Origin of the sequence: Sphingobacterium arenae, from assembly GCF_014692505.1 — a bacterium.
In the GTDB taxonomy this organism is placed as follows: Bacteria; Bacteroidota; Bacteroidia; order Sphingobacteriales; family Sphingobacteriaceae; genus Sphingobacterium; species Sphingobacterium arenae.
On the sequence record NZ_JACNYK010000001.1, the window covers coordinates 1,627,626 to 1,646,301 of the forward strand.

Genomic DNA, 18,676 nt, shown 5'->3' on the forward strand with positions numbered 1-18,676 from the left:
AACGACGCTATTTTTTGACCACCCTGAACACTAAATCCGCGACTAATTTTGCGGTGCGGTTATCGATATCATAATCGGGATTTAGTTCGGCAAAATCCATACTGACAAGTTTTGGAGAATTGATTATACGTTCAAAGACCCACATAAAGAAAGCGTTAGGCACTATCCCGTTGTAGGCTGGTGCGCTTACGCCGGGAGCGTAAGGTGAAGCAAATACATCCATATCGACCGTTACATACAACTGATCTATTCCTTTTATAAATGAAGATAGCTGTTCCTGTATTATTTCTCGATCGGAAACATCAAAATCCTGTGCTTCTATCCAATTTACGCCAAGGGCACGCGCGGTGTTGAATAATGCTTGTGTATTGCTTATTTGCTGTATGCCAATAGGCAGATAATGGAAACTTTCTTCTCGTTGTGCTATTTGATAAAAGCCCGTACCCGAAGTAGCCTTATTATCTTTCGGTTCCCGGATATCAAAGTGAGCATCGAAGCTGATGATACCGATTTTTTTATCACTGGCATTCCGAAGTCCGAGATAATGCCCAAAAGTAACCTCATGTCCGCCACCGAGCACAATAGGAAAACCACCTTTCTTTAAGATGCAGGTTATCGTTTCACCCAGCGCTTCTTGCGATGCTTCCAAATCGTTATTATAGCAACGGATGTCACCCACATCTATTATACGAACTTGTTGTTCTTGGAAGATGGGCAAATTCGATAAACTTTTTCTTAACAACGCCGGTGCTTTTGCCGCCCCTACGCGTCCTAGATTTCGTTTCACACCTTCATCACATGCGTAACCGAGCAAGACAAAACAATTACTTAAATCGTCTGTTTCATCGAGGTGTATACATGCTGCAACCTGGTGCCAACGAAGGTGCGCTTGGTCAGAACCATCCACTCTTCCTGTCCAATTTGCAGACGAAGGAGCTGTATAATAGTTTTGGTATGCCATCGACTGATTATTGGAAAATATGATTTAATATATGGTCATCGACTTCATTTGCCAGCGTCACTTTCAGTGAGCTTGTTCGGTTCAATTCCATCTCGATGGCTTGACGAGCTTCTTTATTACGCGCCCATGAACGACGTGCTATACCGTTATTAACATCGTAAAACAACATACTTTCTAGTTTTCGATCTGCCTCCGCAGAACCATCCAAAACCATGCCGAAGCCACCATTGATGACCTCACCCCAGCCGACACCGCCCCCGTTATGGATAGAAACCCATGTCGCGCCGCGGAAACTGTCACCGATAACGTTATGGATCGCCATATCTGCTGTGAATTGACTGCCATCGTAAATGTTACTCGTCTCGCGATATGGAGAATCCGTGCCACTGACATCATGGTGGTCACGTCCTAAAACTACGGGAGCCGTAAGTTGCCCATCCCGAATAGCTTTATTGAATGCTTTGGCAATCCGTATGCGCCCGAGCGCATCGGCGTAGAGTATTCGCGCTTGTGAACCGACAACAAGCTGATTTGCTTCCGCCTGCCGGATCCATTGGATATTATCTTGTAGTTGTTGTTCAATTTCCGGGTATGCCGATGCCAATAACGCTTCCAATACCTCCATAGCGATTGTATCGGTTTCATGAAGATCGCTGGCCAGACCGGAAGTACACACCCATCGAAAAGGGCCAAAGCCATAATCGAAGCACATCGGGCCTAAAATATCTTGTACATAAGAAGGATAACGGAAATTGATATTATCGGCTGCCATCACCTCAGCACCCGCCCGACTGCTTTCCAAAAGAAAGGCATTGCCATAGTCGAAGAAATAGGTCCCTCGAGACACGTGCTTGTTGATGGCGTCCACTTGCCGTATCAATGAACGCTGTACCACTTCTTTAAAAACTTCGGGTTGTTCGGTGAGGAGTTTATTGGATTCTTCGAACGAAAATCCTGCCGGATAATAACCGCCCGCCCAAGGATTGTGCAAAGATGTTTGGTCTGAACCCACCGATACCTGTATATGAGCATCCCAAAAAGCTTCCCATACATCAACGACATTCCCGATGTAGGCAATTGAAATCACCTCTTGTTGTTTAACGGCTTGATTTACCCGGTTAATAAGCTCGGGCATATCCTCGATCAACAGATCGACCCAGCCTTGTTCGTGGCGTTTATGTGCAGCAGCAGGGTTCACTTCTGCACATACGGTGATACATTCTACGATATTTCCCGCTTTGGGTTGTGCACCACTCATACCACCGAGTCCCGACGTAAGAAATATTTTGCCATGGGGGCTTTCGTTTTCGGGTAGTTGTTTTCGAAAGGCATTCATCACCGTGATCGTCGTACCATGGACGATACCTTGTGGACCGATATACATATACGACCCGGCGGTCATCTGCCCGTATTGCGTTACGCCCAACGCATTGTACCGTTCCCAATCGTCCGGTTTGGAGTAATTAGGAATCATCATCCCATTGGTCACGACTAGCCGCGGTGCTTCTTTAGAAGAGGGAAATAATCCCATCGGATGCCCGCTGTAGACGTGGAGCGTCTGTTCGTCTGTCATATCGGATAAATATTGCATCGTTAGCAGGTACTGCGCCCAATTCTGAAAAACGGCTCCATTTCCACCGTACGTAATCAACTCGTGCGGATGTTGCGCTATGGCGGGGTCAAGGTTATTCTGTATCATAAGCATAATAGCCGCGGCTTGCTTGCTTTTGGCAGGATATTCCGAAATAGGACGTGCGTACATGGCATATTTTGGACGGAATCTGTACATATAGATACGGCCATAGTTGTTGAGTTCTTCCAAAAACTCTGAAGCCAGTTCTTCGTGCCATGCAGCGGGAAAATAACGCAGGGCGTTTCGAACGGCGAGTTTTTTCTCATCGGTTTGCAATATATCTTTGCGTTTCGGAGCATGGCTGACCGCTTTACCGTATTCTGGTTTTGGAGGTAGTGCCGTAGGTATACCTTGTGCTATTTGTTCCTGAAATGTCATGGTTGCTCTCCTTTTGTATAGATTAACTTGCCGCTTTTCCAAACTTGTTGGGGTAAGAGCGTTCCTTGCCTGTACGTGATGTTTTGATAGTTAGAGGTCGTATAGATATTGAAGTCGGCAAGCTGTCCACGTTTTAGCTGTCCTCTATCTGATAAATTCAACGCGCTCGCCGCCCTAAAGGTAATAGCGGAAAAGACTTCTGCATTGCTGAGTTTTTCGGCGGTCGCTAAAATAGATGCCTGTACCATGAGCTGCCCCATAGGCGCTGAGCCGGGATTCCAATCGGTTGCTATCGCTAAAATCGCTCCTTCGTCCAGCAGACGGCGCGCAGGTGCGTACGCGCATCCAAGTCCTAAGGATGCGCCGGGCAAAGCTACGGCGACTGTATCTGACTTAGCCAGCATTTGAATTTCGTTTTCTGCGGACGCTTCCAGATGGTCTGCACTTACGGCGCCAAATTCAACGGCAATTGCAGCGCCACCAGCTGTAAACTGGTCGGCATGTATTGTAATATCAAAACCTTGTTCTTTGGCGCTACGGAGGTAAGGCCTTATCTCGATAGCGTTAAATGCGCTTTTTTCGATGAAAGCGTCGATCCTATTCGTTAAGTTTTCGTTAAGCAGGATGGGGAAAAGTTCTGCCGCCATCTTGTCTAAATAGACGGTGGCGTCTCCGTCAAAATCGCGCGGTTTCATGTGTGCAGCAAGACAGGTAGGCACTAGATCTACAGGGACTTGTTTTTGAGCCTGCTGTATGGCGCGTAGCGTTTTGACTTCTTGGTCTACCGAAAGACCATAACCGCTTTTGACTTCGATAGTGGTAATACCTTGCTTTATTAGGGCATTGACGCGTTCCATAACATATGCAGCAAGCTCTTCTGTCGAGGCTTCTCGTGTATGTTGTACCGTACTCCAAATACCGCCACCCGCTTCCGCTATTTCCAAGTACGTGGCGCCGGCATTGCGTAGTGCAAAATCCTGTGCCCGATTTCCGCCGAAGGCGATATGGGTATGACAATCAATATAACTTGGCATACATACCGCCGGCTTGTTGATTTCGACGCGTGTTATCGTCGGACTATATTTTTCCTGCAAAGCAACGTACGGTCCAACGTCGACGATGCAATTGTGTTCTATAACCATACCGCCGTTTTCGATAATTTCCAAGGAACTATCGGCTAACGCGCCATGTAAAGGCATGTTTGTCAAGGGCAATAATTGGGTGAACGGACCTATTAGTTTTTTTGCCATGATTAAAATGTATTGAATTGTTCTGCATGTTGACCATAATAGAGAATACCTTGTTCTTCAGCCACCTGTAATGCCAATTTAACAAGCTCACCGGAACTGACCAATTTTTGCGCTCTGGATAGGATGTCCTCCATGGGTTGATCGGCTTCGATGTGCGGAATATGTTGCCTAATTCGTTGATGGACAGCTTCTATGATAGGAGTCGATTGTAAAGGCCTATGGAAATCAAATGCCTGTGCTGCGCAAATCAATTCGATGCTCAGGATACGGTTTACGTTTTGGATAACTTGGCGAAGTTTACGTCCACTGATAGACCCCATACTGACATGGTCTTCCTGTCCAAGAGAGGTAGGAATACTATCGGCACTGGCGGGGAAACATAACCCTTTATTTTCACTGGCTAAAGCAGCTGTCGTATACTGCAGGATCATAAAACCCGAGTTCAATCCTGTAGACTGAAGCAGCAATTTGGGAACATGGGGTGTGTCTCCTTCCAATGAAAGATAGATGCGTCTATCCGATACGTTCCCTAATTCGGAGGTAGCCAATGTGGCGTAATCCATGGGGAGTGCGATGGGTTGACCGTGAAAACTACCGCCACTAATGGTCAGCTCGTTGTTGATAATAACGGGATTGTCCGTCACGGCGTTAATTTCGATTTCAACAATATCTTTAAGATGTAACCAAGCCTGCCGGGATGCACCATGGATTTGGGGGATACAGCGTAGCGAATAGGGATCTTGAACCCGAGAACAGTTTTTATGGGACTCCACAATCTTGGAGCCGTTTAGCAAATTATAAATCGTACTGGCAACAAATTGATTCCCCGGATGTTGACGGAGGGCATGTAGCTCCGGGAAAAACGGTTTGATGGAAGCATTTAATCCTTCGAGCATCAAGGCGGCTATTAGGTCAGCATTTGTTAATGCGTTATGTAGTTCGGCTACCCCCATGACACCGTGTGCCGCCATGAACTGCGTCCCATTAATAAGAGCCAGGCCTTCTTTGGCACCTAATGTAATGGGAGCAAGTTGATGTTGCTCGAGAACGGAGGTTGTCTCTTTTATTTCGCCATTTACCCAGACCTTTCCCAGTCCGATAAGGGGTAAGAAAAGATGTGCTAGGGGAGCTAGATCGCCTGAAGCGCCTACAGACCCTTGTTCCGGAACGATAGGTGTGATGTCTTGCTCGATATGCCAGAGGATACGTTCCATGGTACTCCATTGTACACCGGAAAAGCCTTTTGCCAGCGCATGGATCTTCAACACAAGCATCAGTTTAGAGAGTAGCGGGGAAATGGGATTGCCGACACCCACTGCATGGCTCTTCAAAATATTTTCTTGTAGTTTTTGGGTGTCACTGGCGTTTATAATCGTTGTACATAACGGACCAAATCCGGTATTTACGCCGTATACGGTATCGCCGGCGGCGACAATATCTTGGACGTATGCTGCGCTTCGTTGCACCGCTTCTTTTGTGTCTTCCGATAAGATCCCCTTTTGTTGTCCTTGCGCTAAACGTAAGGCCGTGGAGCTGTGGAGAACGTCAATACCATATTTGAAGTTGTTCATCATATCATTTATATTTGGACGGAAGGATAACATCCTCGCTAAAAATCAAATTTAATGGATTTGATTTATATTCAGCAATCGGCTACCGTACACTGGATTTACCGTAATCGTCAAATTGCAAAAAACAAACTAAATAGGTGTTGTCTTGTTTAAAATTATAGACATATCGATATCAAAAAAGAAATATTATGCCGAAAAATTTAATTTTTATTTATTTAACAATGATAAGTTTACCTGTGTTTGCCCAAGAGATAAAAGACCCGCGTTTGGAGGTTGTTGCTTCTTTCGGAAAGTCGCAGCCGATAGGGGTAAGCGTTTCAAGTGATAACCGGGTGTTCGTATCCTTTCCGCGTCGGGAACCATATACCATGGGGTTATCGGAGATTATCAATGGTGAGCGTAAGCCTTACCCCGATACGGATTGGAATGCAAAAGAGGGACTATCAGACCATCGTTTTGTGAATGTACAGGACATCTATGTGGATACGGATGACCAATTATGGGTTTTGGACTCTAAACCTTCCTCGGCAGGATCTGTGTTCGGAAAAGATGGCTCCGAGGAGATTCAGCATGGACAATTCAAATTAGTGCAGATAGACTTAGCGGACAACAAAGTGGTTCGGCAATATACTTTCGACGATTTGGATAAAGCGAAATCAGGTTTAAACGACGTACGTGTCGATACGGATAAAAAGCTGGCTTACCTTTCGGATCCGGGACAGGCGGGGGTTGTCGTGTTAGATTTAAATACCGGGACAACGAGATTGCTGTTAGCAGAATCACCGTTTACAAAAGCTGATCCTGATGTGGTGTTAAGCTACGAAGGAAATAACATGCGTGACAGCAAAGGTAACCCATTTCGTTCCAACGTGAATGGTATTGCACTGACGAAAGACAATAGCTATTTTTATTTCAAACCGATCAATACGACGAAACTTTATCGGATAGAAACAGCTTATCTTGCAGACACCTCTTTAACGGAGGACGAATTGAAAACAAAGGTTGAAGATCTGGGAGAAACGGCCATCACGCATGGTTTGGTAGCCGATGTAAAAGGGAACATTTATTTGACTTCTTCGTTGGATTACAGTATCAAGCGTTATACACCGGAGGGTAAAATAGAGATAATAGTGCAGGATAGTCGTTTGATCTGGCCGGATTCTTTGGGTATGGGAGATGATGGTTATCTGTATTTTTCATGTGCGCAAGTAAACCGTTTGCCCCAATGGAACGATGGTAAAGATAAAGTTTCCTATCCTTATGAGGTTTATCGTGTAAAAGTGTTATAGACCAATATAGACGACCACGATATCTTCGTTATGGTACGACGGATGGTAGTTGGAAATGGCACCGCTCTGTTTATAGTCAGCTAATTCTTCATAAATAGCTTGGCGCAGTATGCCCTTCCCTTTACCGTGGATAAAGCGGATTTCTGTATAATCCCAATAGATGGCGGCGTCAAGCATCTCACGCATCAATTCTAGGGATTCAGCCAGTAATTCATTGGTCTCGTATATGTCGAGATTTCTCAGGAAAGCTTCTGCATGTAAATCCACCGTCTTTGGGGGCCTCGGTAATGTCCTTGCCATGTTTCAAAAATAATGGTTATTTTAGGATTATAAATAATAAATGTTTATGAAAGCAATTTGTAGGGTTTTACTTCTTGGTGTCTGTATTTTGGGAAAAGTAGTTGCGCAACAAGATTCGTTGATGATGGAGCGTATATATACAGCCTCTTTTGAGAATGGGAAAGCCTATGAGAATCTGCGCTACTTAACCAAGAACATTGGTCACCGTATTGCGGGCTCAGCGAAAGCGGAGAAAGCTGTATTATGGTCTAAAGCGCTTATGGAGGGATTAGCATTTGATCGTGTTTATCTGCAAGAGGTGGAGATGCCTTTTTGGGACAGGGGAGAGAAAGAAGAAGCCTATATTGTATCCACCAAGGAACCGTTAAATATATTGTCCTTGGGAGGTTCGGTAGCGACACCGCCAGGCGGGTTGGAAGCAGAGATTATAGAAGTAGAATTATTGAGTGAATTGCGTGCACAGGGAAATAAGGTAAGGGGAAAAATAGTATTCGTCAATAAGCCTTGGGACGAATCTATGGTGGAAACAGGTATCGCATACGGTTTAAATAGTAGCCAACGTAGTCGGGGGCCGGTGGAAGCAGCTAAACTGGGCGCAGTAGCTTATCTTTTTCGATCTTTGTCATCGTCTCCGGATGACGATTACCCACATACAGGAGGTACAAGATATGTAAATGACATTGATAGTATCCCGGCTTTGGCTATATCACCTGTCGGCGCAAATAAACTTTCCGAAGCATTAAAGAAGGATTCGGCAACGCGTATTCACATCGTAAACCATTCCGCATGGAAAGGAAATGTTACCACACATAACGTCATCGCCGAGTGGCGCGGGACGGATAAACCCGATGAGATTATAACGATAGGTGGACACATTGACTCTTGGGATGTGGGGGAGGGTGCACATGATAACGGAACGGGTACAATGGGGACTTTAGATGCGATACGGACTTTGATGAAACTGGATTATAGACCGAGACATACTATTCGGCTGGTCTTTTATATGAACGAAGAAAATGGCGTGCATGGTGCGCTACAATACGGAGAAACGGCGAAAGCAAATGCAGAAAGGATAATTGCCGCTATCGAAAGTGATGCGGGAGGATTTGCGCCGCGTGGATTTGACATTAAATCGTCGGCCGAACGGGTGAATTGGATCCAACAACATTGGAAGCCACTCTTTGAACAAAAATTTTGGGTGTCACGATTTTTACAAGGGAGTCCCGGCGTAGATTCGGGCGTATGGGGACGGCATTTCCCGAACACGATCATGTTTAATTTTCGTCCGGATCCACATCGTTATTTCGATATACACCATACTGCCAAGGATGTTTTTGAAGCAGTAGACCGACGTGAATTACAATCTGGGGTGGCCGCTATTGCTTCTTTATTGTATTTGGTCGATCAGCAAATAGACCAGTTGCCATAAGAAAGGGAGAAGGTTTTAAAGCAAGGGTTTAAAAGGTGATTGACGGATATGGTCAAGTTTTACCTGGAACAACGCGGCCATTTTACGTCCGCGACTTTTTGCTTCTTCGGCGACGGGACCTGCAAATAGATCGTTTACCGTCTTATCGAAAAGCTGTAGCCAGCGATCGAAGTGTTCCGCTTCTATCGGTAATTGTGCGTGCGGAGGGAAGGGGCGGCCTTGGTAGGTGTACTCGTCAAGTAAGATGGTCTGCCAAAAGGTATACATTTTCTCTAAATGCTCCGGCCAATGATCTTCCAATTTGGCGTTGAAGATCGGCCCGATAAGATCGTCTTTCTGTACACGGCCATAAAATGTATTGACCATCAGTTTAACGTTATCTAATGTTTGTATATCTGCTTTTATCATCATGTATCTTCCTTATACAAAGTTAAACAACAAATAATAGAAAAAATATGATGGAACGCACAAAAGGCTGCACATTTGTCTGTGTAGTGCAACCTTTTGGGAGATTCGATATAGGACAGTCTATTTTAGTAGTCGTATTTTTCGACCGATTTAATTTTATTTTCCCCTTCTGTGAATACAAGCGTCGGTTGGTATGTATCTGCCTCTTCCGGAGATAACTGGATAAAAGAAAGGATGTGTACGGTTTCTCCTAGTTTGGCGTGAAGGGCGGCTCCGCCATTCATACAAACTTCTCCACTGCCTCTTTTTCCGGGTAATACATAGGTCATAATTCGGCTACCGTTAACGGCATTGTTAATATAAACTTGTTCATATTTCTTGATGCCCGCTGCGTCAAGTAGATCGGCATCGATCGTAATAGAACCGTTGTATGCTACATTTGCCTCTGTAACCTTAACCGTGTGAATTTTTGCTTTTAAAATTGTCACTTTCATATGTATATAACTTATTTTTTTAATGGTTCTATGCAATATCCAGTTATATTATTATAAAATAGCTTTTATTTTTTCTGGATTGCTGTCTGTTTTGTTCGTGTCCGTTTCTGTTGAAAAGATGTAGAGATTGTTGTCCTGTATAACCGCATAGCTGTTATACAGGAAGTTTGGGGTAAAAGTATATGGACGATTGATGTCGAAATTTTGCATGCAGGTTGTCTCTACGTTATACTCTAGTTCGCCGGAGGCGTCATATTTATAAATGATAAATAGATTTTGATCTTGAGGCTGCTCTAAATGGAACCAGGCACCTTCACCGATACCGCCCATCCATTGTGCATGCGGAGATATGTGAGACGGATGTGGTGGAGCCGCGATCATCCCGGGTATTTGATCGGAAGCCAAGTGTTGTGAGCCTTTTTTTGTGAAATTGTCTTTCAGCAAACGGAATTGGAACAGCAGAGAATCTTTGCGTCCCATCTTCCACTGCTCCAGTGTACCTCGTTCGTAACAAAAAATATCTTCAGAAGTGGCGTTAACGACATTGCTTGTCGGACTCGCTTTTAGACACTCGGGATATAATATTTTTCGACGCCTTTTATCATCAATATCCATACCTTCGGTTAATATTTGGGCCACAAACCGGGAACAGCTGTTGTTGTCTCTCGCCAGTGCTCCATATAAAATAGGACCCTCGGCAACGAGTTTTTCCGCATACGCGACACTTTTTGAGAAAGAAACTTGTTTACATATGGAAAATACGGTGCGCCCACCTCCATGTGTAGCTCCTTCTTTTTTACATAGCTCCTCCAAAACTTCTTCTATATTCTTTATTTCACTTTGTCGTCCTATTTGTGCTTTTGTGTCAATCTCTAAACGTGGATCGAACAGAGCAGATCTCGCTCTGCCGTAACCGCGTGGAGATAAATAGCGTCCAAAATCGAAATACAGTATACTGCCACTATTTCGTTCAATGAGCAATATAGCGGCATGCCCTACTTTAAAATGGAGGTTTTTTACAAGGCCTATCTGCTTTAAAAATGCCATCCATTTTTCATCTCCCAAGGCTGTTTTATCGGGCCAAGAAATCGGGATAGCGATATCATTGAAAGTGTACATATTCAAAAATTAGGATGACGTTATGTTGGAGGAAGCGATTGATTGATGAGCGCTTCCCTTATAAAGTTTACTAATATACCGGCTCCCGTGATCGGGAAAAAATAAAACAACCTTATCCGTTAGTTTGAAGCACATCTTACTGACGTAACTATCTAACGATGCGATTACGGCAGCGCTGGAAAATCCTGTCATAATGCCTGTTTGCGTATAATATTCCATTGCCATATGTCTTGTTTCTTGACAGTTCACCTGAAAGATATGGTCAATAGCGGCCGCATCAAAGGATCCTGGGACAAAGTTTCTTCCAATACCTTCAATGCTATCAAAAGAGACTGTATTGGTTGGCAAAGTACGGTATCTCAGAAAATGGCTAAGAATGGAGCCGTTAGGTTCTATCCCCCACACTTTAATGCCGGAACGCTGCTCTTTTAAGAAACGACCAACTCCGGATATGGTGCCGCCGGTGCCCACGCCCGCGATAAAATGGGTGATGGTACCAGCAGTTTGTTCCCATATTTCGGGAGCTGTTGTTTTATAGTGTGCCCTAATATTTTGGGTATTGTAATATTGATTGGTGAAGTAGGTGTTAGGATGGGTAGCAGCGAATGATTGTGCTCTAAATTGTGTGGAATTGAAATCGTGTAAACCGTTGGAATTTTCACAAATTTCGATCTCTGCACCAGCTTTTAATAGAAGCTCGATTTTCTCTTCTGAACAGCTTTGTGAAACGAATATTTTAGCACGATACCCTAATTTTTTCGCTATCAATGAAATCCCTAGTCCTGTGTTACCACTGCTCGCCTCTACAAAAAAACCACCGGGTTTAATCTTCTTTTTAGCGATAGCGTCTTTAATCATAAACAGGGCCGGTCTATCTTTGGCGGACATTCCAGGGTTGTGAAATTCCTCTTTAATGAAAATGTTGGTGTGATATCGAGTGGAAAGAGCATCACAGTATCGAAGTGGGGTATTGCCTATAAATTTGCTAATCAAAATATCGTCTTTCTTCATTATGCCATATCTATAACGACGAAATTGGTGTTATAGCATGTTGTTAAGACAAATATTAATTTCAAATTGGGAAACAATTGGGAATTTATCCGCCGACAAACGCGTGATCGCTTAACGTTTTGATAAAGGATATAATATCGTCCTTTTGTTGTTCACTTAGCGGTATTCTATTACCATTTTCTTTTAGAATTGGATCGAGATTGTCGTCATCTAATACGCCGTTATCCAGGTAATCCAAAACAGCCCTTAAAGTGGAGAATTGCCCGAAACTACCATAAGGTGCGGTGTATTCGGCATTCCTTAAAGAGGGAACTCGAAAACGCATATAATCTGCCGGAATCCCTGTTACTCTACCCCGTCCTGCCTCTTCCAAACTGGGGTTTAAAGGGAAACCGATATTTCTGAAACTTTGGTCTGTAAAAAGCTCTCCACTATGACAGCTTGCACATTTCTGCTGAAAAACTTGATATCCACGTGCTTCGCTTTCAGTAAATATTTCTCCCTTGTTTTGTTTCACTTTATCGTATTTACTGTTGGCGGAGATGAGCGTATATTCATACTGTGCAATGCTTCTGTAAATTCTGTCAGGGGTGATATGGTCGTCGCCAAATGCTTTTTTGAATAAATCAGTATATTCTGATTCTACCCTTATTTTTCCGATGACTTCCATAATGGAAGAATTCATCTCTTCGTGTGTGATGATGGGAACTAGCGGTTGGCTTTCTAAGGTGAGTTTATTGCCATCCCAATTGTAGAACTTCATAAAGGCCAAATTTTGAATAGGGGGGGTATTCCGTAGGCCTACTCTGCCATAAATCCCAATAGCCTGGATATTATTGTCTGCAAAAGCACTTGATTGTTTATGACAATCAGCACACGAAATGGTATTATTGCCGCTGAACTTTTTCTCGTGGAATAGTTTCTCTCCTAATTCGATACCGTATTTTGTAGGTTTGTTTTTATTTGCGGCACTGTTCAATGCTGGAAAGCCTTGTGGCGTGTTCAGTGTAACCTCCGGGTTTTCATGTATTGGTTCGACGACATTCTCCTTGTTACAGGATAGCAAAAGCAATATCATGGATATTATTATGAGTGCCTCTTTCATTGTATCAAAATGATATATTGGACAAAGAGCCACCGTTCTCTGCGGATTTAGGTGGCTCTTTTTCTTCGTTTTAATTTTCTACGTTTTCAACAGAAAACATACCGGTGAGATCGCTGGAACCATCACCGCCCAAGTTGTCCACGAACTTTACCATTTGAAGTGCGGACATTGTATTGGGAGTAGCATTACTATCATCGTTATGATTATTGTCGTCTGTTTTTGATTTCAATATGATCGTATTTGTCTTTCCACTTAACAATTTGTCGAAATCGGCATTTATGGTGATTCGCGGAGTGTTTTTCCCAACGAGAGCATAGGTGGAAAGCGCTAATGTGATATCCCGGTATGCATCCACGCCTTGTGTAGGAGCATCCTCTGAGCCTTCTATGGTACTTCCCGTATGTATGGACATCTGTTTATTATCTGTTCCATAAAAACCTTCGATTTTGGTAAAACGATATCCAGCTCCCCATTCCCACATCATTTTGGTGTCGTTTGCACCCGCTTCGCCATAAAACTTCGGAAATCTCACCTGGTCGAGCGTATTTAATTCAGGCTTAACACCTAATCCAAATTTGATCTGTTTATATTCACCTGCTGGAATATTGCTTAGCACATAGGCCAGCGTCTGTGGTTTTGCCTGATTTACGACGGTTGCCCCTTTATCTAGATCATTGATGTTATAAGGGATTTCAGTGCCATCTATCTTTAGGAGACGGATATTGCTTATCACGTATTTCAATTCGGAAAAGTGATGGATTTGATCTTCCGTGGAAGTGTTTTTGGTAGCCGTTGGAGATGTGGCGTCCCCAAGTATAATGGTATTGTTTTTAAATGTGTTGTTAAAATGCAAGGTGATATTGTTGGCAACAGGGTTGTCGTCGGTCTTGCTACAGGATGTAAGTGCAAGTGCACAGATCGACAATAATAGATAGTTTTTACGTGTTTTCATTTTTTTGTTATATTAAGGTGTATGAATGTATTCGTTGTTTAATCCGTTTTCGAGCATTAAAAATTAAATTTTAGGGAGGTGTAAATATTCCGCCCCATTCGCGGAATATTCCCCCAGTCTGCATAGGTGCTGTAATATTCGTTGAATAAGTTTTCCGCTCCAACTTGTAAAACGGCGCTATAATTTTTGATATTAAAGGTGTAGTCCGTCGAGACGTTCCATATGTGATATGCTGGCGTTGGATCTTCACCGTATTCGGGACTGTAATGTTCCTGTACGAAATCGCCATGTACAGATGTTTGAATACCGAATTTTCCGTACATGTAATGGAGTGAAGTTTGATAAGTCAGTGGACGGATGAACGGCAGGTTGCCATTCTTATGATCTGTGGCCCGGGCATAGGTAAGTGTTCCCTTCCAATGCAGATGTTGTAAGATATCGTATTTGGCGTTTATCGCTGTATTGAAAAGTTTGGCATAATCCAAGGATGTATAACCTTTTACCCCCACGGATTGGTAATTCATGGGACTTCCCAAATTCATAATTCTTCCTACGATATAATTTTGGATATGAAAATAGTTGATTTTTGCTTCTATGGCCATCTTGTCATTTTTGAACCCCACGCTTGCATTAGCTTCATAAGAAATTTCGTTTTTCAAATCGGGGTTTCCAATATAATCGTAGCGGTCGAAGCTGTTATAGATATAATATCCGTATCCTTCCGAAACAGAGGGTGCGCGATGGCCATAGCCTGTTCCGACAGAAAAATCAAATTGGTTGATATGCAGCTGGTAGCTGGCATGTAGTGCAGGCAATATTCTGTTTTTTTCCTGTGGTGTGCCGGGGTAGAAAATCCAATTAAATTCCACGTATTTGGAATAGTTGTAATTCCAGCCTAAAGAGCCTCCAAAATTTAGTCGGCTTATGTCCGAAAGGTCCCAAGAGTTGCTCATGGAAAGCCCGACAAAACGTGTTGTCACCCACGGCCAACTATATGCAAACATCGTTTTATTACTTCGGTCTTGCGGATACATGGTCATTTCGGCAATGGAGGTGTTGTCGTAAGCATTTAACTGGATTTCGGCATTGTAATCGGCACGTTTCAAATTTACACGTGAAACTAGTCCGTAAGTTGTACTCCATCCAGGCATATCCATGTGAACCAAATTTTCAGGTCGTTTGGTGTCGTCCATATAATGCTCTACCGTATTGAAATACAGTTTTGTATCCCAAACGCGGACAATTCCTTTTTCAAATAACTGCTTGTAAGCGGCAGAGGTGATCAGGGCGCGAGATAGCCATAAGTCCATGGGAAGGGCGGGGAAGCCCACATCCTCTGCTTTGTCGTAGATAGCATCCATCCGAATGGAGGAAAGCGGACTCATTTTGTAAGCTAGACCCAAAGAGGTGTTAAATTTACTATATTGCGAGTGCTTTACTTCATTGTTGCTACCGTCATAATAATTGCCGGCTTTACGAAAGGCTATACTTCCATCTGCAACAAATCTATCACTTGAATAAGATAGGTTTCCGAGATTAAAAAACTGCTTGTTGTTGGTCTCAAACCCCGTTTGATAACCGCCGCTCCATTTCTTTTTAAGTCCGAACGGGGTACTTTTCTTTTTTAGATCGATACTTCCCGCGACAGTTGCGCCATGTAGGCTTCCTTCTTGGCCAGATGTTATATCGATTGCGGAAAGATTGTTGCTTTCAACATAGGAAGTAACTGGATCCATTTTATCGGTGCATGCACCAAAAATGTGCATGCCATCAATCGTAATGGTGGAACGTTCTGTACTCATATTATTGAGTAACGGTTCCCATGCGTAGGCGCCTCGTTTTATAAAACTGATGTTATCTGAAGAAGCTAAAAATTCGTCTACCGAAATGGCCATCTTCATTTCGGTTTCTATTTTTTTCTTCACGTTGGCGGTAACATTCACTTCTTCAATTTTGTGGATACTATCACGCGTTATAGGCACATGTTGGGCTTGCGTATTTATTCCGAGAAAAAGTATTCCAAAAATAATAAGTAGATTCTTCATAAATCCTAGAATAGAATGTCAATATATAATTCACTTTTTACACCCTCGATTCCAGGAGTGAAATCTGTAGGCACCTCGGTTCCTTTGAGAAGATCTCCCTGCTTGTTCAGTAGGATGAAATTCAATGTCCAGTTTCCCGTCATCGTGTAATTTACGACGCCGTGGTACAGGCCGTCATCCCGCTGTGTTAAATCCTGGTTGTTGGGTGAAGAATGGTTGCCCATAGAGGGCTCCGGCATACGGGGATCCAATTTCAGGGTATAGTCTCTCACTTCCGTGTATGAAAACTGTGTGGGATCTGGAAAATCACCAGATGCTGGATTATTCGGCCGATTGAATCGATAAATTCCTGCGATCAGTTCGTTCTCGCCAATCTGAGGCTTTTGGGGAGACACCAAGGCAATAATATACTGCTCGTTGTCTTTTCCTGTAAATACGGTTGCATTTAAATTTTTATTCGTCTGTTCTTGAACATTAACCGCTTGCTTCGCAGTATAGGTTTGATTATCAAGAGTAAAAGTAATGTGAAGCTCCCAGTTTCTAGTTGTATTACTTTTGTCTGTAAATACGGTGTATCCTGAAAAATACTTGCCTTCCGTTTTATAATCTAGATGATAGCGATGAGGGCAGGTGAGGATATTGCCATTGGCTTCCGTCAAAATGGGTAGATATGTGGTTGCGGTTGCATTTACCTCTTTCTGCGTTTTACGATCGATGATTTTCAAACGAATTTCATTGTAGCCTTTATAAAAAGTTCCATTCAGTGCCTCAATGCTGATGTCATGATCGGCGGCATGGATACGTGTAGCTTCTTTAAATGCAATGTATTCAGGGACGGTAATGTCTATTTCTGCTTCGTAATCCGTTTTTTCTTTTGTACAGGATGACACGGCAAAACAAATTGCAGCAAGGAAAAATATGATTTTGTTCATTATTGTTGATGAATATTGTGGATAATGACTAAAGTCCACGCATCAATGGTAATTATCTTTAATAGATAAAGATATCCTGCCTTAAATTTAGGCAAGAAATGCGTTGTATCTGTATAATAAATAGCGTTTGATTGACACTAAGCTATACGCCATGGGGATGGTTTAGCTGAGCGGGGGATGGAATACGGAAGTGTTGTAATCAAATAGGTAATCAATCCGATAAAATGAGCAATGCTTTGGTGCGATTTCATTGTTCGGTTGGTATACTGTATATGCCGTACGCTCTTTATGGACATAAAGAGAACTGTAATCATAGACGACGAGATTCTTTTTTGTTTCCTCTTTTTCTTTTTCGTTTATTTTCTTCATCAGCACGCATTGACCATCGCAATGGAGTTGCGGTTGATCTTTGTTGATACATTTTGCTAGATACTCGGGTAAGTGTATCTGATATTCCACGGCCATAATACTGCGATAGAATGATTGCAGGGTCAAAGCGAGCAGTAGAATATAGGTGCAAAAACGTATCAAGCCTTTTCTTATCTAATGAATCTGTCCCAAATGTACGGAAATATTATTTCTTAGAGATGATAAACAGCACTTTTGTATATTGTTTTAAGATTCATATAGCAGGCGGTGCCAACTTGGCCGCCTGCTATGGTCATTCTAGTTTTTTAGTGGGCCTTCCTGTATTTCTGCAGATGGTTTTAGAATGATGTGATTTTCTGGTGAAAGATTACCGAACACTTCTGTCAGTGTATCCACGCGTATGCCTTCTTTGATGGCAATACGTTTGATCGCGTTATCGTCCAAGGTCATGATATATTTTCCCGACTGTGTATGGAGGATGCTTTTCGAAGAAACCCAAAACGAAGGTTTTTTACGCTGTAATATCAACTTAACTTGTGCATAATCACCACCCTGCAATTCATCCGAAGGATTGTCTACATCAAACTCCAATGTAAGGGAACGATCCTGTTGGTTGAGTAGGCCGGAAGTGCGCGACAGTGCCGCGTCAAAAATTTTTCCCGGCTGTGAACTCACGGTAAATGTCGCTTGCATATCTCCCTGGACGGACGTCGCGTGTCTTTCGGGCAAAGAGAGTGTCAGACGGAGTTTATTGCCTTGCGCCATCAAAAACAAGGGAATGTTCGAATCTGTGCCCGCCAGCGCACCGACCGAAACATTTCTTTGCGTGATTACACCATCGAAAGGGGCTGTGATACGTAAATATTGTTGTAGTTGAGCGGAATGTGCTGTACCCGCTTGGGAAGCTTGATAAGCGGACTTGGCACTTTCCATAGTACTTTTAGCCCGATCTAGCTCTATATCTGCTACCGCCCCCGTTGTCTTAGAAGCATCTACCAATCGCTCATATGCCTGTTTCGCATAGAGGTAATCACTATATATTTTTTGTTCATTGGATTTGTTGGACAGATACCGTTGTTCCATTTCTGGTGCTTCCAGAAGGGCTAGAAGTTGTCCTTTGTGGACGCGATCGCCACGATCAACATACAGCTGTTTGACAAAGCCTTTAACCTTGGCGTATATGGAAACCTGTTCATAAGGATTTAGTTCCCCGGGAACGGATATTTCGTATTGGGGATTAATGAACTGTACAGGTGCCGTCGGATAACTCACGGTCGTTGGCTTCGTATTTTGTGTTGGTTTTTGGCCTTTACCTCTTGGGGAACACGCTGTAACAACGAATGCTAAGATAATTGTCAATGCTCGCAATGCGGGCGATATTCTATTTTTTGAAATGCTTTGATACATCATTTTGTGTTATTTTAAAAGGT

General features: G+C 43.1%; 17 protein-coding genes. 2 read left to right on the top strand and 15 right to left on the bottom strand.

Annotated features, from left to right (window positions below; translation table 11 throughout):
• Positions 1–7: 7 nt before the first annotated feature.
• From hutG to hutH, 4 genes are read right to left on the bottom strand one after another with little or no spacing between them, the layout of a single operon-like run.
• The gene (gene hutG, locus H8B17_RS06220) at positions 8–961 is read right to left on the bottom strand and encodes a formimidoylglutamase (RefSeq protein WP_190308251.1); all 954 of its coding nucleotides are present in this window, start codon (positions 959–961) and stop codon (positions 8–10) included.
• 7 nt (positions 962–968) lie between these two features.
• Complete coding sequence (locus tag H8B17_RS06225) at positions 969–2,972, bottom strand: urocanate hydratase (RefSeq protein WP_190308252.1); 2,004 nt, start codon at positions 2,970–2,972, stop codon at positions 969–971.
• Complete coding sequence (gene hutI, locus H8B17_RS06230) at positions 2,969–4,222, bottom strand: imidazolonepropionase (RefSeq protein WP_190308253.1); 1,254 nt, start codon at positions 4,220–4,222, stop codon at positions 2,969–2,971. The genes H8B17_RS06225 and hutI overlap by 4 nt, the downstream gene beginning before the upstream one ends.
• 2 nt (positions 4,223–4,224) lie before the next feature.
• On the bottom strand, positions 4,225–5,796 hold the full coding sequence (hutH, locus tag H8B17_RS06235; protein WP_190308254.1) for a histidine ammonia-lyase: 1,572 nt from the start codon (positions 5,794–5,796) through the stop codon (positions 4,225–4,227).
• Between the two features lie 218 nt (positions 5,797–6,014).
• Between hutH and H8B17_RS06240 the strand changes: the two genes are divergently transcribed.
• The gene (locus H8B17_RS06240) at positions 6,015–7,082 is read left to right on the top strand and encodes a major royal jelly family protein (protein WP_223816385.1); all 1,068 of its coding nucleotides are present in this window, start codon (positions 6,015–6,017) and stop codon (positions 7,080–7,082) included.
• Here the strand turns inward: H8B17_RS06240 and H8B17_RS06245 are convergent.
• Positions 7,077–7,382, bottom strand: coding sequence for a Smr/MutS family protein (locus tag H8B17_RS06245; RefSeq protein ID WP_190308256.1), 306 nt, complete (start codon positions 7,380–7,382; stop codon positions 7,077–7,079). The two genes, H8B17_RS06240 and H8B17_RS06245, sit on opposite strands and share 6 nt — an antisense overlap.
• A gap of 46 nt (positions 7,383–7,428) precedes the next feature.
• Here H8B17_RS06245 and H8B17_RS06250 point away from each other — a divergent pair, with 46 nt between their 5' ends.
• A complete protein-coding gene (locus tag H8B17_RS06250; RefSeq protein WP_190308257.1) occupies positions 7,429–8,811 on the top strand; it encodes a M20/M25/M40 family metallo-hydrolase in 1,383 nt (460 codons plus the stop codon).
• Between the two features lie 15 nt (positions 8,812–8,826).
• Here H8B17_RS06250 and H8B17_RS06255 read toward each other — a convergent pair whose 3' ends face one another.
• The 10 genes from H8B17_RS06255 to H8B17_RS06300 form a co-directional block, all read right to left on the bottom strand.
• Positions 8,827–9,222 (bottom strand): group III truncated hemoglobin, encoded by a 396-nt coding sequence (locus H8B17_RS06255; RefSeq protein WP_223816386.1) that lies wholly within the window; start codon positions 9,220–9,222, stop codon positions 8,827–8,829.
• A 122-nt stretch (positions 9,223–9,344) separates the two neighbouring features.
• Positions 9,345–9,713 (bottom strand): aspartate 1-decarboxylase, encoded by a 369-nt coding sequence (gene panD / locus H8B17_RS06260; RefSeq protein WP_190308258.1) that lies wholly within the window; start codon positions 9,711–9,713, stop codon positions 9,345–9,347.
• 51 nt (positions 9,714–9,764) lie between these two features.
• Positions 9,765–10,832 (bottom strand): DUF6695 family protein, encoded by a 1,068-nt coding sequence (locus tag H8B17_RS06265; protein WP_190308259.1) that lies wholly within the window; start codon positions 10,830–10,832, stop codon positions 9,765–9,767.
• Positions 10,833–10,841: 9 nt separating this feature from the next.
• On the bottom strand, positions 10,842–11,843 hold the full coding sequence (locus H8B17_RS06270; RefSeq protein ID WP_190308260.1) for a PLP-dependent cysteine synthase family protein: 1,002 nt from the start codon (positions 11,841–11,843) through the stop codon (positions 10,842–10,844).
• Between the two features lie 85 nt (positions 11,844–11,928).
• Positions 11,929–12,921, bottom strand: a complete 993-nt coding sequence (locus H8B17_RS06275) for a cytochrome-c peroxidase (protein ID WP_223816387.1) — start codon at positions 12,919–12,921, stop codon at positions 11,929–11,931.
• 97 nt (positions 12,922–13,018) lie between these two features.
• Complete coding sequence (locus H8B17_RS06280; RefSeq protein ID WP_190308262.1) at positions 13,019–13,900, bottom strand: MbnP family protein; 882 nt, start codon at positions 13,898–13,900, stop codon at positions 13,019–13,021.
• A gap of 56 nt (positions 13,901–13,956) precedes the next feature.
• Positions 13,957–15,945, bottom strand: coding sequence for a TonB-dependent receptor plug domain-containing protein (locus H8B17_RS06285; RefSeq protein WP_190308263.1), 1,989 nt, complete (start codon positions 15,943–15,945; stop codon positions 13,957–13,959).
• Positions 15,946–15,950: 5 nt separating this feature from the next.
• Positions 15,951–16,877, bottom strand: coding sequence for a hypothetical protein (locus H8B17_RS06290; RefSeq protein WP_190308264.1), 927 nt, complete (start codon positions 16,875–16,877; stop codon positions 15,951–15,953).
• Positions 16,878–17,039: 162 nt separating this feature from the next.
• Positions 17,040–17,408 carry a hypothetical protein gene (locus H8B17_RS06295; RefSeq protein WP_190308265.1) on the bottom strand — a complete coding sequence of 123 codons (369 nt, stop codon included), beginning with the start codon at positions 17,406–17,408 and terminating at the stop codon, positions 17,040–17,042.
• A gap of 135 nt (positions 17,409–17,543) precedes the next feature.
• On the bottom strand, positions 17,544–18,656 hold the full coding sequence (locus H8B17_RS06300; protein ID WP_223816388.1) for an efflux RND transporter periplasmic adaptor subunit: 1,113 nt from the start codon (positions 18,654–18,656) through the stop codon (positions 17,544–17,546).
• Positions 18,657–18,676: the final 20 nt, after the last annotated feature.

Excerpts from the sequence above, each read along its gene's own strand:
- panD (WP_190308258.1), bottom strand. The coding sequence starts at position 9,713 with ATGAAAGTGACAATTTTAAAAGCAAAAATTCACACGGTTAAGGTTACA.
- H8B17_RS06265 (WP_190308259.1), bottom strand. The coding sequence starts at position 10,832 with ATGTACACTTTCAATGATATCGCTATCCCGATTTCTTGGCCCGATAAA.
- H8B17_RS06225 (WP_190308252.1), bottom strand. The coding sequence starts at position 2,972 with ATGACATTTCAGGAACAAATAGCACAAGGTATACCTACGGCACTACCT.
- H8B17_RS06300 (WP_223816388.1), bottom strand. The coding sequence starts at position 18,656 with ATGATGTATCAAAGCATTTCAAAAAATAGAATATCGCCCGCATTGCGA.
- H8B17_RS06240 (WP_223816385.1), top strand. The coding sequence starts at position 6,015 with ATGATAAGTTTACCTGTGTTTGCCCAAGAGATAAAAGACCCGCGTTTG.
- H8B17_RS06275 (WP_223816387.1), bottom strand. The coding sequence starts at position 12,921 with ATGATATTGCTTTTGCTATCCTGTAACAAGGAGAATGTCGTCGAACCA.
- H8B17_RS06280 (WP_190308262.1), bottom strand. The coding sequence starts at position 13,900 with ATGAAAACACGTAAAAACTATCTATTATTGTCGATCTGTGCACTTGCA.
- H8B17_RS06245 (WP_190308256.1), bottom strand. The coding sequence starts at position 7,382 with ATGGCAAGGACATTACCGAGGCCCCCAAAGACGGTGGATTTACATGCA.
- H8B17_RS06285 (WP_190308263.1), bottom strand. The coding sequence starts at position 15,945 with ATGAAGAATCTACTTATTATTTTTGGAATACTTTTTCTCGGAATAAAT.
- hutH (WP_190308254.1), bottom strand. The coding sequence starts at position 5,796 with ATGATGAACAACTTCAAATATGGTATTGACGTTCTCCACAGCTCCACG.
- hutG (WP_190308251.1), bottom strand. The coding sequence starts at position 961 with ATGGCATACCAAAACTATTATACAGCTCCTTCGTCTGCAAATTGGACA.
- hutI (WP_190308253.1), bottom strand. The coding sequence starts at position 4,222 with ATGGCAAAAAAACTAATAGGTCCGTTCACCCAATTATTGCCCTTGACA.
- H8B17_RS06255 (WP_223816386.1), bottom strand. The coding sequence starts at position 9,222 with ATGATGATAAAAGCAGATATACAAACATTAGATAACGTTAAACTGATG.
- H8B17_RS06250 (WP_190308257.1), top strand. The coding sequence starts at position 7,429 with ATGAAAGCAATTTGTAGGGTTTTACTTCTTGGTGTCTGTATTTTGGGA.
- H8B17_RS06270 (WP_190308260.1), bottom strand. The coding sequence starts at position 11,843 with ATGAAGAAAGACGATATTTTGATTAGCAAATTTATAGGCAATACCCCA.
- H8B17_RS06290 (WP_190308264.1), bottom strand. The coding sequence starts at position 16,877 with ATGAACAAAATCATATTTTTCCTTGCTGCAATTTGTTTTGCCGTGTCA.